Annotated in this window: 15 protein-coding genes, 1 other RNA gene and 1 pseudogene; 10 read left to right on the plus strand and 7 right to left on the minus strand. The window is 47.3% G+C overall.

The features are described 5' to 3' along the window. The first annotated feature begins 3 nt into the window (after positions 1 to 3). From LACZS1_RS04895 to LACZS1_RS04905, 3 genes are read left to right on the plus strand one after another with little or no spacing between them, the layout of a single operon-like run. Positions 4 to 1,185 carry a phage portal protein gene (locus tag LACZS1_RS04895; protein WP_274804470.1) on the plus strand — a complete coding sequence of 394 codons (1,182 nt, stop codon included), beginning with the start codon at positions 4 to 6 and terminating at the stop codon, positions 1,183 to 1,185. Next, the gene (locus tag LACZS1_RS04900; protein ID WP_070650169.1) at positions 1,172 to 2,725 is read left to right on the plus strand and encodes a phage major capsid protein; all 1,554 of its coding nucleotides are present in this window, start codon (positions 1,172 to 1,174) and stop codon (positions 2,723 to 2,725) included. The genes LACZS1_RS04895 and LACZS1_RS04900 overlap by 14 nt, the downstream gene beginning before the upstream one ends. Positions 2,726 to 2,783: 58 nt before the next feature. Further along, the gene (locus LACZS1_RS04905; protein ID WP_274804471.1) at positions 2,784 to 3,077 is read left to right on the plus strand and encodes a head-tail connector protein; all 294 of its coding nucleotides are present in this window, start codon (positions 2,784 to 2,786) and stop codon (positions 3,075 to 3,077) included. Between the two features lie 539 nt (positions 3,078 to 3,616). Here the strand turns inward: LACZS1_RS04905 and LACZS1_RS04910 are convergent. Together LACZS1_RS04910 and ssrA are read right to left on the minus strand one after the other, a co-directional pair. Further along, a complete protein-coding gene (locus tag LACZS1_RS04910; protein WP_070650776.1) occupies positions 3,617 to 3,988 on the minus strand; it encodes a DUF1304 domain-containing protein in 372 nt (123 codons plus the stop codon). A gap of 243 nt (positions 3,989 to 4,231) precedes the next feature. Then, positions 4,232 to 4,595, minus strand: a transfer-messenger RNA (tmRNA) gene (gene ssrA, locus LACZS1_RS04915). A gap of 114 nt (positions 4,596 to 4,709) precedes the next feature. On the opposite strand from ssrA, the gene LACZS1_RS04920 reads away from it, so the two are divergent. From LACZS1_RS04920 to LACZS1_RS04935, 4 genes are all read left to right on the plus strand, one after another. Next, positions 4,710 to 5,105, plus strand: coding sequence for an SdpI family protein (locus LACZS1_RS04920; protein WP_070650777.1), 396 nt, complete (start codon positions 4,710 to 4,712; stop codon positions 5,103 to 5,105). A 16-nt stretch (positions 5,106 to 5,121) separates the two neighbouring features. After that, the gene (locus LACZS1_RS04925; protein ID WP_093997847.1) at positions 5,122 to 5,853 is read left to right on the plus strand and encodes a response regulator transcription factor; all 732 of its coding nucleotides are present in this window, start codon (positions 5,122 to 5,124) and stop codon (positions 5,851 to 5,853) included. Next, on the plus strand, positions 5,850 to 7,397 hold the full coding sequence (locus LACZS1_RS04930) for a sensor histidine kinase (protein ID WP_070650780.1): 1,548 nt from the start codon (positions 5,850 to 5,852) through the stop codon (positions 7,395 to 7,397). The genes LACZS1_RS04925 and LACZS1_RS04930 overlap by 4 nt, the downstream gene beginning before the upstream one ends. Before the next feature lie 95 nt (positions 7,398 to 7,492). Further along, on the plus strand, positions 7,493 to 8,026 hold the full coding sequence (locus LACZS1_RS04935) for a GNAT family N-acetyltransferase (RefSeq protein ID WP_010489171.1): 534 nt from the start codon (positions 7,493 to 7,495) through the stop codon (positions 8,024 to 8,026). Positions 8,027 to 8,091: 65 nt separating this feature from the next. Here LACZS1_RS04935 and LACZS1_RS04940 read toward each other — a convergent pair whose 3' ends face one another. Beyond that, entirely contained in the window at positions 8,092 to 8,298 is a 207-nt protein-coding gene (locus tag LACZS1_RS04940; protein ID WP_070650783.1) for a hypothetical protein, read from the minus strand. Between the two features lie 315 nt (positions 8,299 to 8,613). Between LACZS1_RS04940 and LACZS1_RS04945 the strand changes: the two genes are divergently transcribed. The 3 genes and pseudogenes from LACZS1_RS04945 to LACZS1_RS04955 all read left to right on the plus strand — a co-directional run. Next, positions 8,614 to 9,048, plus strand: coding sequence for an ACT domain-containing protein (locus tag LACZS1_RS04945; protein ID WP_025012936.1), 435 nt, complete (start codon positions 8,614 to 8,616; stop codon positions 9,046 to 9,048). Positions 9,049 to 9,070: 22 nt separating this feature from the next. Next, a complete protein-coding gene (locus LACZS1_RS04950) occupies positions 9,071 to 9,574 on the plus strand; it encodes a hypothetical protein (protein WP_010489165.1) in 504 nt (167 codons plus the stop codon). 160 nt (positions 9,575 to 9,734) lie between these two features. Next, positions 9,735 to 9,928, plus strand: a pseudogene (locus LACZS1_RS04955) (hypothetical protein); the annotation flags it as partial. Positions 9,929 to 10,005: 77 nt separating this feature from the next. Here the strand turns inward: LACZS1_RS04955 and LACZS1_RS04960 are convergent. From LACZS1_RS04960 to LACZS1_RS04975, 4 genes are all read right to left on the minus strand, one after another. After that, on the minus strand, positions 10,006 to 10,341 hold the full coding sequence (locus tag LACZS1_RS04960) for a hypothetical protein (RefSeq protein ID WP_047105868.1): 336 nt from the start codon (positions 10,339 to 10,341) through the stop codon (positions 10,006 to 10,008). Then, positions 10,319 to 11,626 carry a Y-family DNA polymerase gene (locus tag LACZS1_RS04965; protein ID WP_070650785.1) on the minus strand — a complete coding sequence of 436 codons (1,308 nt, stop codon included), beginning with the start codon at positions 11,624 to 11,626 and terminating at the stop codon, positions 10,319 to 10,321. Before LACZS1_RS04965 ends, LACZS1_RS04960 begins: the two co-directional genes overlap by 23 nt. Before the next feature lie 307 nt (positions 11,627 to 11,933). After that, the gene (locus tag LACZS1_RS04970; protein WP_047105870.1) at positions 11,934 to 12,104 is read right to left on the minus strand and encodes a hypothetical protein; all 171 of its coding nucleotides are present in this window, start codon (positions 12,102 to 12,104) and stop codon (positions 11,934 to 11,936) included. A gap of 84 nt (positions 12,105 to 12,188) precedes the next feature. Continuing rightward, positions 12,189 to 13,400 carry a zinc-ribbon domain-containing protein gene (locus LACZS1_RS04975; RefSeq protein ID WP_070650787.1) on the minus strand — a complete coding sequence of 404 codons (1,212 nt, stop codon included), beginning with the start codon at positions 13,398 to 13,400 and terminating at the stop codon, positions 12,189 to 12,191.

The following is a 13,400-nucleotide window of genomic DNA, read 5'->3' on the forward strand; positions in this document are numbered from 1 at the left end:
ACAATGAGCTTTTTTACGAATGACACAACACAACCACGCGATGACAACAGCGACCCGTTCTTAGATGCGCTTGTCAGCATGACCAGCAACGACAGCGGCTTATATGTGGGTATCGGTGCTTTACGTAATTCGGACGTGTTTACGGCTGTGCGCGTGATTGCCAGTGATCTCGCAACCAATCCGATTGAGTACAGTGACAAGCGCATCAGCGTGCTCCTTAACAAAGCACCCAATGACCACATGACCGCGTGGGCATTCAAGTTTGCCCTAGCTGCTAACATGCTGCTGAATGGTAACAGCTTTGCACGGGTTACCAAAAATCCTAGCGGACAAGTTACTGGTTTCGAGTTAGTCCCCAACAGTCAAATGGTGGTTAAACAAGATGATACGACCGGCATTATCAGTTACGAATACACGCCTGACAGCGGTCGTTCACAGCGTTTAAATGCCAATGAGGTCTTACACTTCAAGTGCTTCACACAAGACGGTTACAAAGGACTATCGCCACTGTATAGCCTCCGTGATGAGGTTGGGGTACAAAAGTCTGGGCATGCGTTGCTGAAAGGATTCTTCAACACCGGTGTTCAAGGAACCGGTATTCTCAAGGTCAACAAGAGCCAGCTAGACACCAAAGCTAAAGAGAATATCCGATCAAAGTTTGAAGCTGCTAACAGTGGTGATAATGCCCTCAAGACCATCATTCTAGACAATGATATGGATTACAAAGCGCTTGAGGTCAACACTGACGTGCTGAATCTAGTCAATTCTAGCGATTGGACAACGAAAATGATTGCCAAAGCGTTCGGGTTACCACTGGATCGGCTGGGTATCGAAAGTGAGCACTCTAATGCCGTACAGTCAAATTTGATCTATCTGCAAAACACGCTGATTCAGTATTTTACCTGCTTCACAAGTGAGATGGACGCCAAGCTGTCCACTGCTGATAATCGGTTCAGTTTCAACACTGACAAGCTGTTTAGTGCAGATCCTGCAACAATGCAAGAACTGGCGGTTAAAGGGTTACAAGGTGGTGTTCTGACCACTAACGAGGCACGAGCCAAGTTAAACCTGCCACCAATTACCGGTGGTGATGAGATCATGGCCAGTCTGAACTACACGCCACTAAGCAACCTTGTCACTTATCAAGATAAACAGAAAGGAAGTATGCCAAATGAATCAAGATGACGTAGAAAAGCGCCTGAATCCTGACGCTGATCTAACTACCGCTGATCCTACCACAGCAGACGACAGCCAAGGCCAAGACGATCCAGACACAAAGAAACAGGACGACACCACTAGCGGTCCAAAGAAACTAAGTGGTTATGCAGTAGTTTTCAATAGCCCAAGTAAGGATCTTGGTGGCTTTAAAGAAGTTGTTGATCCGCACGCATTCGACAATGTAGATCTATCAGACGTCTATATGGTTTCAAACCATGATTTTAGCCAAGTCTTAGCCAGTACCAAGGCTGGTACCTTGACCCTGAATGTAGATGATAAAGGCTTGCAGTTTGAAGCAACCTTACCCGATACGACCACAGCCAATGATGCTTACAGCAATGTCCAAGCTGGCAATCTGTCAGCCATGAGTTTTACTTTCAATGCTGCGCCAGACGGTGACACGTTCACTAAGGACGACAGCGGGCAAGTGATCCGTACCATCAAGCAAGTAAAGAGCTTGTTTGACGTCTCACTGGTAGCTATTCCAGCGTATGACAATACCAACGTCCAAGTGGACAAACGCAGCTATACAGAATGGTTAAAAACTAATACTGAACAACCAGAAAAGGGAGATAAAACCATGACCGAAAAAACAATTATCGACAACAAAGAACACACTGAATCCCGCGCTTACGAGTCTTACATCCGCAGCATGGGTGAACAACGTGACGGCTTGACCACAACCACTGCCGGTGCTGTCGTTCCTAAAGAAGTCATCGAAGACGTCTGGAATCTAAAGGAATCCGATTATGATCTGGCTAAATACGTCACTGTGAAGCAGGTCGGTACCCCAGTTGGCACCTACCCAATTGCCCTCACTAACAATGGTGTCTTAGCCACCAAGGCGGAACTCGCAGACGTGCCAGAGATTGATGCAACCCTGTTCCGTGGCGTTGACTACAAGGTTGCTACCCGTGCTGGCAAGATCTATCTGTCTAATGAACTGGTAGAAGACAGTGAAGTTGATATTGTTGCCGAGGTTAAGAATCAACTCAAGAAGTTGGTACAAAACACGGACAATAGCAACATTATCAGTGTTCTGACTGGTAAGACGGGCACTAACGATAACTTCAAGCACATCACGGGTACTGGTCTTGATGACATCAAGCAAACTTTCAATGTTGAGTTAGATCCAGCATTGTCCTTGTCTGTCATTGTCAATCAGGACGCATTTAACTACCTTGATACCCTGAAAGACAGCGAAGGCCGATACTTGTTACAACCGTCCATCACGGCACCATCAGGCAAGCAACTGTTTGGGGCACCAGTGATCGTGATTGCTAACAAAGTGTTGCCGACTGATAAGGCTGGCACCTATCGGATCATCATCGGAGACTTTTCTCAAGCAATTTTCTTAGCCCAGAAGAACGAAGTCAACACCCAGTGGGAACGGTTCGACAGTTATAGCCAAGGCTTAGCTGTTGTCATCCGCAACGACTATGAAGTGGTTGATCCAGACGCTGCTCGAATTGTTGACATCACACCGGCAACCAAGCCAGCAGCTTAATGAAACTGTGTAGGGTGTATCTTGAGATACACCCTATTTTTATATAGGAGATGAGCACATGACCGTCACGACTGATGACATTAAAAATAGCCTGCGTGTGCAGACTAACACTGACGATAGTTTGATTAGCAATTACCTGAAAGCGGCACAAGACTACGTTCACAATGCCGTTGACAGTACAGCGGAAATTGCCGCGCTACAAGCGTACTCACAATTTGATATTGCGGTTGCCATGCTGACCGAATTCTGGTATCAAAACCGCGGAGCAGTGACCACAGCAAGCCAAGAGCCACCGTACTCAGTGGTTAGTATGATCCAGCAGTTACGCGGACTGTTTGCAGCAGACGTATAGTATCAATAATTATTATATTATGATATAATCAAGATAGTCCTAGGCAATAAGCGGGTAGATCCGTTTTAACCGACGCACGGCATAGCTAACCGGTGGCGCATTTTATAGACCATAGGGTCAGTTACTTCCCCTTGCCGTAATCCATGCGGTGTTTAAATCATTTACACTAACCTCTTTGGTCATAAAAATAGCCAGCTTCTTGTTTAGCAGATTTTTCTGCTTTGGAAGTTGACTACGTAGATTGTCATTTTCAGTTGGCGGGCAGAGATGCCCGTTTTTTTGTGCTGACAGACGCATTCTGGTGCACGCTGAACAGGTGTACTTTGAGGTACGGTCGTTCTGGGCAATATAAATGGGGGTGGTGATTCGCCACCCCTCAGGAATTTAATGACTGCTTCGACAATAGCGAAACAGCTCACAGACCCCGAATTTCGGGCCTTGTTATCCAAGTCAAAAATATTGACCTGCTTGTTAGAACCAAGTGAACAATATTCACCTAGTCAACTAACCCCCGCATTTCAAGGTTAGTTAGAATCGTATCAGTGCACGAATAGAAGCAGCAAAAGTGCCACGATTGCAGGGCTTCCTTGTGTCAATATGATTTTTCTATTTGCTGTCAGTGATCCAAAAATGGCAGCAAGCACAACAAAACCTACAAACAATAGCTGAACATGATAGGAAGCACTGCCACTAAGCCCATATCGAGCATATAACAAACCTACACCGATGAAGCCATTATAGAGTCCTTGGTTTGCCATAGATGATTTAGCTTCTTTGGTGGCAAGATATTCCTTTGACAAGTCAAAAGCCTTGCGGGCCATTTCTGTTTGGGTGCCAAACATCTCAAGAAACATTATAAACAAAGCCTCAACGGCTACTAATAGAACAAAAAGATCCTTCACAATTAACATTGCCTATTCCTCCTAAAGAATTCCTAATATGCGTGCTGCAGCATAGTATAGCAGACGACTTAAATTTCTTAAAATTAAAAATAGCCACCTCATAATGAAGTGGCCACCGCCTGCCTAGCAGATTAAAATGTTACCTAAATGTTACCTGATGTTACCAACTAATGATAATCAGTGACTATCTGCCAAACATAAAATGCTGTTACACCGGCATTTTGAGCGCCAGTGAAAGCTAATGATAATGATAAGTGGAGGTGAGGAGAATCGAACTCCTGTCCATCACCCCTGCTACATGCAGCTCTACACCCATAGCTGATTAATTTAAAATTCGCCGCGATGTCGCGCCAGTCAGCAAGGCTAACACAAGGCAGCTAACCTACTAGTCTCTTGTTGATGCCTCAGGTGGCAACATCAACCGTAGCTCAATGATTTGAGACCCAGACCCGACCCTTGAGCGAAGTCGGAAGGATCACGCTAGCTGGTTATTAAGCAGCTAAAGCGTAAGAATTTTCGTTCTTTGCAGTTATATTAACTGTTCCGTTGATGACGGAGCCGAGCCTCCGAGGTGCACCGCATGCGCGAAAAGCAATGTCGAGACCATTACACCCCCGACAAGGTGCAAATGATATGTTACCACGGTATAATTAAACTTGTCAAAATGTTTGCACTTGGTACTATACTGACGCAAACTTAAGTTTTAAGCTAATTTTATGGAGGCGTGTCTATGATCTTACTTGTTGCTGGATGCATGCAATTACTAATGGGCATCCTTCTTGCGCTTTTTCGACCGCGACATCAAACCAATTTCTGGGGCTACACATCCTATCTCGCCAGCGTCAATGCCGATAGTTTTCGCCTGGCACAACGGTGGTTTTGCCAGGCATTGATTGTCACCGGGGCCGTCGAATCCGCTGCCGGGTGGATCATTCACCGGCTTTCGTGGGATAATTTTTTCATCATTTGGCTTTTTGTGGCGGTACTGTTATTCTTACCGGGATTCGTTTATACGGAAAGTCGGCTAAAACAGTATCTTGAAGCCCATCACCAGCTTCCTTACGATTATGTCGCACCGGATGACGTTCCGAAACCTAAACGCCGTAAAGGTTTTAAAGATTTGTGAAATGAGGGGTTTATCAGTGAAACTATTAATGATTGAAGACAATACAAGCGTGGCAGAAATGATGGCCATGTTTTTTCAAAAAGAAAAGTGGGAAGTCGTGAACGCCTATGATGGTGAAGAAGGGCTTGCCAAGTTTAAAGAAGCGCCCGATAGTTTTGACATCATCACCCTGGATCTGAATCTTCCTAAAATGGACGGGATGCAGGTGGCCAAGGAAATTCGTCAGATTAGTGAAACCGTTCCGTTGATTATGTTGACGGCCCGGGATACTGAAAGTGACCAGGTGTTGGGACTTGAACTCGGCGCGGATGACTATGTGACTAAACCATTTTCGCCGATTACGCTGATTGCGCGTATCAAGGCGTTGCATCGCCGCGCTGAAGTTGGTACCGAAGTCGGTGCGGAGCAGGCAGAGCCAGAAGCAAAAAAAGATGGCTTTGACGTTGAAACCGACCATTTCAAGCTCAGTACCAAGACGCGTGAAGCTTATTTGAATGGTAAACAAATCGAGGGCTTGACACCCAAGGAGTTCGACTTGTTGCATACGTTATCCAAGAGCCCCAAGCAGGTCTTTTCCCGTGAACAGCTGCTGCAGCTGGTGTGGGATTATGAATACTATGGTGACGAACGCACAGTCGATGCGCACATTAAAAAGTTGCGTCAAAAGATCGAAAAGGTCGGTCCGCAAATCATTCAAACCGTTTGGGGCGTCGGGTACAAGTTTGATGATTCGGGGCTTGATCAATGAAAATGCTCTATCAACAGTTAATCGGCTTTTTTGCAGTTATCATGGTGACTTTGGTAATTGTGTCGATTCTGTTCATTCGTTCGACAACCAATACAGTTTGGGAAAACGGGGTTAAGCAGCTTGAGCAGTACACTGACGTTTTAAAAAACAATGCTGTCGATGAAAATACTTACGTGATCAATGCGCGCTTTATCCAAAATGCCGAGGAGATCCTCAGTGATCAACACGTGCATTTTGTTATTTATGATGCGAACAACGTAGCTAAGTATCCGGTTTCACAAAAAAGCCCGATGGCAGCGATTAAATCAAGTTACTGGAAAAAGTTAAAACAAGGTTCAGCCGTTGCCGTACCGGAGCTGATGACGAATCCTGTGAGCGGCCGGTCCCAAAATATGACGATCTATTACCAGCCGGTTTTTTTGAGTGAGAAACTACTGTTTGTCATTGCGGCATTTGCACCGGTCGAGCAAATTCAAAGCTCGATTAACAAGACCGAGCACAACTTGTTGATTGCTTTTGTTCTGTCAACGTTAGCAGCGTTCATTATCAGCTACTTCATTGCGTCGTATCAGGTGCGAAGAATCAACCAACTGCGCCAGGCGACCCATCAGGTGGCAGAAGGTAACTATGATGTGACTGTCAAAATGAAAAGCCGCAGCCATGACGAAGTGGCAGAGTTAGCGGATGATTTTCGCGACATGGTGACATCGTTGAAAGCCAGTCAGCAGGAAATTCAGCGCCAGGAAGATCGGCGTCGCCAGTTTATGGCGGATGCGGCACATGAAATGCGGACACCGCTGACGACGATTAACGGCTTGTTGGAAGGGTTGGCTTACGACGCGATTCCCGAAGAGAGCAAAGGGAAGAGCATTGAACTCATGCGCAATGAGACCAATCGCTTAATCCGACTGGTCAATGAAAACCTTGATTATGAAAAGATTCGCACGAATCAGATTCTTTTGAGCAAACATACCTTCAACGCCCGCAAGGATCTTGATAATATTGCCGAACAACTGGCACAAAAGGCCGAAGAAGCTGGCGACAAGATCACGATTGAAGCGCCGGAAAAGCTGCCGACTTATGCCGACCACGACCGGTTTGTTCAGATTTTGTTTAATATTGTCCAAAATGCGGTTCAGTTTACGCAAAATGGACAAATTACCATTAATGGGAAATTAGGCTACCACCAAACCGAGTTCAGGGTGAGTGATACCGGTATCGGCATGTCCAAGGATCAAATGAAGAACATTTGGGAGCGGTATTACAAAGCCGATCCTTCGCGAAAAAATACGAAATATGGCGAGTCTGGTCTGGGAATGGCCATTGTCCACCAACTGATGGGCTTGCATGGCGGCACCATTGATGTTGATTCTGAATTAGGATCCGGCACGACCTTTACCTTGATCTTCCCGGATGAGGAGACAGCGCCTAAGCAAAAGAAGCAAACCGATTCGAAACAATCGGGCGATTCAGCTAGTGACAAACCGGACTCGACGAGCAATGCCGCCAGTGATGCGGGGCAGCAGGCCAAACCGAACAAATAACACGTCTCCAAGATGTCGTTTAGTGCCAAAACAAAGCACCACGCAACTGTGGAAACGTGTATAATAAAAATTATTATTAACAAAAGGAGACAATTATGACCATTCGACGAATACAGCAAAACGACTTTGCCGAAGTAGACGCGTTATTGCAAACCGCATTTAGCGGCAGCAAGCGCGGCTATCACGGGGAAGCAGCGTTAGTCGCTGAGTTACGACGCACCGCCGATTATGACGCGGCGCTAGAAGTGGTGGCGACCATCGACGGTCATTTGGTCGGGTACGGATTGATGACTGCAGTCACTATTACACCTGATGCCCATATGCAAGGAGTGGCCTTGGCCCCCTTGGCCGTTGCACCTGATTATCAAGGTAGCGGGTTAGGGATGGCGATTGTTTCGGAGCTCGATATGCGGGCAACAGATCTACGTCGCGATTTTGTCAGCGTCATCGGCGATCGGCAGTTCTTCGGCCGCATCGGTTTTCGTAGGGCCGCAAACTATCGCCTCGAACCACCGTTTCCGATCGTGGCCGAAGACCACCTCATTAAGGAGCTGGTCCCAGGCGTTTTAGCTAGCGTGCGCGGGAAAGTCAATTACGCGCATCCTTTTTTAGCTGAAACATTGGAGTAACATCTAAGCGTTAACAGTGATGAGCTGCGGTTAAAACCGCAGCTCATTTTGTCGGGCAAGAGGTGTTACTTTTTCTTGTGACTCCTGGACGTGTCGGTGACGTGGTGTGCCATATGTAATGCACCGATGCAAAGTCCACCACTAATGAGACCGCTGCCCATTAACGCATCATCACTCAGGTGCGGCCAGTATTCGACAAACGCTATAAACGCGATGATGATTGCCACTGTTAGTAATTGCCAAGATAAATGATACGGTTGCCGCATCTTCATTCAAAAGCCCCCTCATGCTTTTCCCTTCAAAGACACCATCAGCCTACTGCAAAATAGCATACGTTTAAAGGTTCGTTGATGAAATAAGTGCAGCTATCGAGCTATCACGGAGATTGCCTAAAGTGGAATTGACAGCCCTTGGCGAAGTGTTATAAGTAAAGAGAGCTTATTTTCCCTGAAAGCATGTCAAATCTTTTACAATTTGACGATTGCTTTTCAGAAGTGGCAATGACTGTTACAATATGAACATATTCGAACGGATGTCTGTCGGTGAGAAGCGGTTGCTGGCAGTCGGTTCATTTTGGGGGGATTCGCGTGAAGCAGTTTTATATTGTTGACAGTTCGATTCTTCCGGACGTGGTCGGCAAAGTGATTGCCGCGCGGGCATTACTCCAAAATGGCGAAGTCAAACAGGTGAGTGAAGCGGTCAAGCGAGTCGGCATTTCCCGCGGCACTTATTACAAGTACAAAGACTATGTGTTTTTACCAGATCATGAAATGGCATCGCGTAAGGCGGTCATTTCATTGATGCTTCATCACGATCGCGGCATTTTGTCGGAAGTTTTGACTGTGATGTCACAAGCCCAGGCCAGTATCGTGACCATTAACCAGAATATTCCGATCCACAACTGGGCGAGTGTTGTCATATCATTCGATATTTCAGCGCTGCAAGGAACCCTTGATGATCTTGCCACTAAACTTGGCGGCATTCGCGGTGTCAGTGATGTGCACCTGATTTCCATTGAATAAACAGCATGTTTTTGGAGGCTTTATGAAAATAGCAATTAAATTGTTGCTCTGGGTTTTAGTCGCTGGCGTTGCTCTATTTCCAGCGTTGTTACTGATTTTGTTTGTGATCGGCCTAAGCGTCGTGATTTCCGGCGCCATGGCAGTTAGTGCTGTTGGCTTTGTTTTGGGCATCATTTTTGTCGCGCTAGTGGGCTTGAGTATTATGATTCCAAGTGTTTTGCTCATTATTCGCTTCATGACTTTTCGGACGGTTAATGCGCGTTTTCGGCATGGCAATCAACGGGTTGTCTTGCCAGTAAGCGTCAGGTTAACGGGTCGTTCCATTTACCACGCAATTTATGAGAACTTTAAGGCAGGACGGCGCCAAGGAAAACATTTGGTGCAGGCGTGGAGTTTTGGGTTTGAAACTTACTTCCATGAAGATCTTCAGGCTTATCTAGCAGATCAGATTCTTGCCCAGCACGGCCCCGAGATGGCTGAGGCCTTTGTGCTTGATGAACGCCACTCTTATACGATTGCCTATTAATTTGATCAGTGGGTTTGGTGGTATCGGGCAATTAGTGCTGAGCATCAGGGAATAGGTTGGGCATAATTCATGTTCACGCTTCAAAAGCGAGCATTTCTGGAATTTGGAGTGTTCGTTTTTTGTATCTCCAAGGTAATTCGGTAGGGTTATTAAGATGTTAGTGCCAAAGCGGAGCAACCGTAGGCCAGATGGGGCTCAGCAGTGGAAACAACACAGCGACCGGTCTTTGTTGCTGATGTTGTTAGGCGACTTTGAGACAGCGGTTTTCTGGCTCAAAGCGCCGTCTCCGCTCTAGCTTCGCGTCGCCACCCCAGCTGGCCGGAGATTGCGGAGTTTGGCACGTCAAGGGAATTATTGCCTAAGTTTTTCCATGTCAATATCATCTTTTTGCTAGTTGTAGTAGGCACGCAGTCAGACTGCCAAGTAGGTCATCATTCATCAAGACGGGCACGTCGTTGAATGATTCGGTTGGTTTGCGGCCAGCGCATGTCTTCAAAACCGACAAATTCAATGGTTAATTGGGTTTGTTTGCGTAACAAGCCAAGGAAAGCCTCTAACTGGGCAAGATCATAGCCGTGCAGACTGTGCAACGGGATCGAGCGCTGCCGCTGGTCCTTGGGTTGAATGTTAAAAAAGAAGTTGAACGCTGGCGTGTAGGTCTGATTCACCAGTGAGATCCAATACCGTGTGTTTCGTTTGCGCTTAAATAGTGGCGTTAACCGTTCCATGATGATTTTGAGGTCTTTAGTCATAGCTATTGCCGCCATTGTGTCCTCCTACCAGTGATGCACGCTGAATGGCTGTACCACCATGCATCGCGCTTTTGGCGTACACCAACGCCTTGAAACCAAAGCGACTACGAATCGTATCGAGTGTTCGTTCCAGATCGGTGGCCTTGATTTGGCGATCGACCGGTTCAAAAAAGTTAAGCTGTTCGCCGGTATCAGGTGCCAGACGGGATGTGAAGACGGCGACATTGCGAATGACTTCACCATGCCAGTTCTTTCGAAAAATCTCGCGCAACGCTGCAACAATGTCGGTGTTGCGATTGGTTGGCAAAATTCGCTTTGCTTGCGTAAAACCGGACCGACCGTCTTGCTGGCTTTCTGCATACGAAAACCCGATACCCAGTGAAAGCTCACCGGCACGTTTATGATGATGGCGTAAGCGGGCTGCGACCTGTTCACCGATTTCTTTGATGACAATTTCGATTTCGAATTGATTGCTATAGTCGCGCGGAAGCACTTGGGAATTACCGATACTTGGCTGGCGGGTCACGATGCGCTTGCTGATTTTGGTACGATCAATGCCCCAAGCGGTTGCAAACAGCTGAGTGCCGATAATGCCCATTTCCTGTTTTAAGGCATAGGGATTCGCATGAGCGAGTTCGTACATGTTTGTGATGCCCATGCGCGCTAAATGCGCTGCTGTGCGGTGACCGATACTCCAGACATCGGTCATTTCTGTGATTTTCCAGATAGTATCCGGGACAGTCGCATACTTAATTTCGCCAAGTAAATCAGGACTGTGCTTGGCATAAACATCGAGGGCAATTTTGGCTTGTACCGGATTTTCGCCGATTCCGACCGTGGTCCGCAGACCTAGCTGCCGTTGAACCGTCGATTGAATGAGCTTGGCAACTGTCCCTGGTGTTTTTCCAAACAGTCGCCAAGTATGGGTCATATCAAGGATGGATTCATCAATCGAGTAGGCCCACAGATCTTCATCGGCAACAAATTGACGAAAAATATCGTTAATGGCCAGATTTTTCTGAATGTAGAGGTTCATGCGCGGCGGAACGACAATCAAATGCGGTTCGTTGGGCAAATCGCGCTGGCGGCTGACATTATTTTTGAGACCGTACATTTTTTTGGCCATCGGCGAAGTCGCCAAAATGAGCCCGCCATTCGTATTCTCCTGTTCTGACATCACGACCAGTATGGTTTTAAGCGGATCAAGTCCACGCTCAATGCTTTCGACTGAGGCGTAAAAGGACTTATTGTCAATCAAAAAAATGACCCGATGCGGTTCGTGTGGATAATCATAGGCCATGAAGATCACCTCTGTTTATCATTATACGAACATATGTTTGCTTAGGCAAGTTATTTATTTTTGGGGAGATGCGATAACGCGTTTTCCGGCGCAGAAGTCGGCTCACGCTCAGCTATAACGCGTTCCCCGGCGCAGAAGCCTGCGTATAAGGACCTTGGTCGCAATGGCCTAAGCCCGGGCCATCACGCCCAAGGCCGCTTATACTTCGGCTTCTAAGCGCGCCGGCTCATGCTCAGCACCACATAAAAACCCCTGCTGTGCATATGCACAAACAGGGGCATCGATGAAGCGATCAAAATGCGAACATCTAGCGCATGCAACCGCCCATGTGCCAGGACGAAATGCCGCGCATCATGCTGCCGTGGGCAATGCCCATGCCACCGCCATTGTTAAAGACTTCCAAAATGAACAAGGCGGCAAAGATGGCGGCAATGACGATTAACGTGACCACTAATGGCCGCCACTTATCTGATGTCATACTATCCGCCTCCTAACGAATTAAATTCGGATACTGCCATTAGTATAACACCATGGCAACAATGGCAAATAGGATACGGACAAATCAGTCATCGCGTTCCCATTTAATTTTGAGATTGGTTTCGATCAAGTCGTCATCATCAAGGACGAAGGGTTCAACCGTGCTGCCGCCATCAGACTTGGTGAACTTGATATTGAAGACATTGCCGTCACGATAAACGACTTCCCACTTACCGTTACTTGGCGTGCCGTTATTGGTTGCCGTATAAGTGCCATCACTATTAAAAGTGAACGTTGCCTGGTCGCCTGATTCCCAGCGGCCCACAATGCCACTGGTGGAATGATTGTCGTTGCGTTTTGACGCGTCGGAAGGATACTGGCGTGTTGTTTTCGTGACGCCATTGTCATCATAATCGTCATCGCTATCATCGTCGTGGGTATTGCTATCCGGATGTGAATTTTGCGATGATGCGGAACTGGAAGATGTGGCGCTGGAAGAGGAAGCCGTTGCTGCATCTAAGGTTAGATCCGATGCCTGGCCTTTGAGCGGGATCACCACTTCCCGTGTGAAGTCTTTGGTTGAACCGTCATGCGTGCCGCTGAGTTTAAGCGTGTAGACGCCTGGCAGTTGACCGGTGATGATATATTGGCCGTCATGCGCTTTGGCTTGCGCCGGCGTGCCGTTCAGCGTGAGTGTGGCATTTTTAAGGTTGGTTTTGACGACGGCATCGGCTGTCCCTAATTTGACTTTATATTTTGGGAAAATAAGCAGTTCATGGCCTGCCTTGACAATCTGAACCGGGCCGCTGGTCGACTTAGCCATAATCATGCTATGCAGAAGACTGCGATCGCTGCGGTTTTTGATGAGTTGCGCAAGGGGCTTCAAATCGTCCTCGTGTAACGCCGTACCATCGCTGGCTACCGCGACTTCCGCCATATCATCGGCATCCCCACTGGTCATTTCTTCGGCCAGCTCAGTGACTTGCCGATCCTGACTGTAATAAGTCGCGCCAGCAAAATAAGCGATTCCCAGTATTAAGATCACGGCAATCCCGGTTACGAGCAGCCAATGCCGTGGTGACCGCGGCGGACGGCGGCGCTCAGCAGTAGCCGACGTTGCAGAAGCGGCGGGTGAAGGGGTGGCAGGTGACGATTGTGAATTGGCTGCTTCTTTTTGACTTGTGCTTTGCGCCTGTTGCCGCGCAGCACGCAAATCAAAGCCGCAGTTTGGACAAAAGTCATCGTCAGGGCCAATCGGTTGGCCGCAATTTGGACAAAATTTTAAAGATGCTTGCAT

Source organism: Lacticaseibacillus zeae subsp. silagei (assembly GCF_030770335.1).
GTDB lineage: Bacteria > Bacillota > Bacilli > Lactobacillales > Lactobacillaceae > Lacticaseibacillus > Lacticaseibacillus zeae.

Coding starts and splice junctions, on each gene's coding strand:
- LACZS1_RS04910 (WP_070650776.1), bottom strand. CDS start 3,988: ATGTTAATTGTGAAGGATCTTTTTGTTCTATTAGTAGCCGTTGAGGCT.
- LACZS1_RS04965 (WP_070650785.1), bottom strand. CDS start 11,626: ATGGCCTATGATTATCCACACGAACCGCATCGGGTCATTTTTTTGATT.
- LACZS1_RS04905 (WP_274804471.1), top strand. CDS start 2,784: ATGACCGTCACGACTGATGACATTAAAAATAGCCTGCGTGTGCAGACT.
- LACZS1_RS04920 (WP_070650777.1), top strand. CDS start 4,710: ATGATCTTACTTGTTGCTGGATGCATGCAATTACTAATGGGCATCCTT.
- LACZS1_RS04930 (WP_070650780.1), top strand. CDS start 5,850: ATGAAAATGCTCTATCAACAGTTAATCGGCTTTTTTGCAGTTATCATG.
- LACZS1_RS04940 (WP_070650783.1), bottom strand. CDS start 8,298: ATGAAGATGCGGCAACCGTATCATTTATCTTGGCAATTACTAACAGTG.
- LACZS1_RS04970 (WP_047105870.1), bottom strand. CDS start 12,104: ATGACATCAGATAAGTGGCGGCCATTAGTGGTCACGTTAATCGTCATT.
- LACZS1_RS04960 (WP_047105868.1), bottom strand. CDS start 10,341: ATGGCGGCAATAGCTATGACTAAAGACCTCAAAATCATCATGGAACGG.
- LACZS1_RS04895 (WP_274804470.1), top strand. CDS start 4: ATGAGCTTTTTTACGAATGACACAACACAACCACGCGATGACAACAGC.
- LACZS1_RS04950 (WP_010489165.1), top strand. CDS start 9,071: ATGAAAATAGCAATTAAATTGTTGCTCTGGGTTTTAGTCGCTGGCGTT.
- LACZS1_RS04900 (WP_070650169.1), top strand. CDS start 1,172: ATGAATCAAGATGACGTAGAAAAGCGCCTGAATCCTGACGCTGATCTA.
- LACZS1_RS04935 (WP_010489171.1), top strand. CDS start 7,493: ATGACCATTCGACGAATACAGCAAAACGACTTTGCCGAAGTAGACGCG.
- LACZS1_RS04975 (WP_070650787.1), bottom strand. CDS start 13,400: ATGCAAGCATCTTTAAAATTTTGTCCAAATTGCGGCCAACCGATTGGC.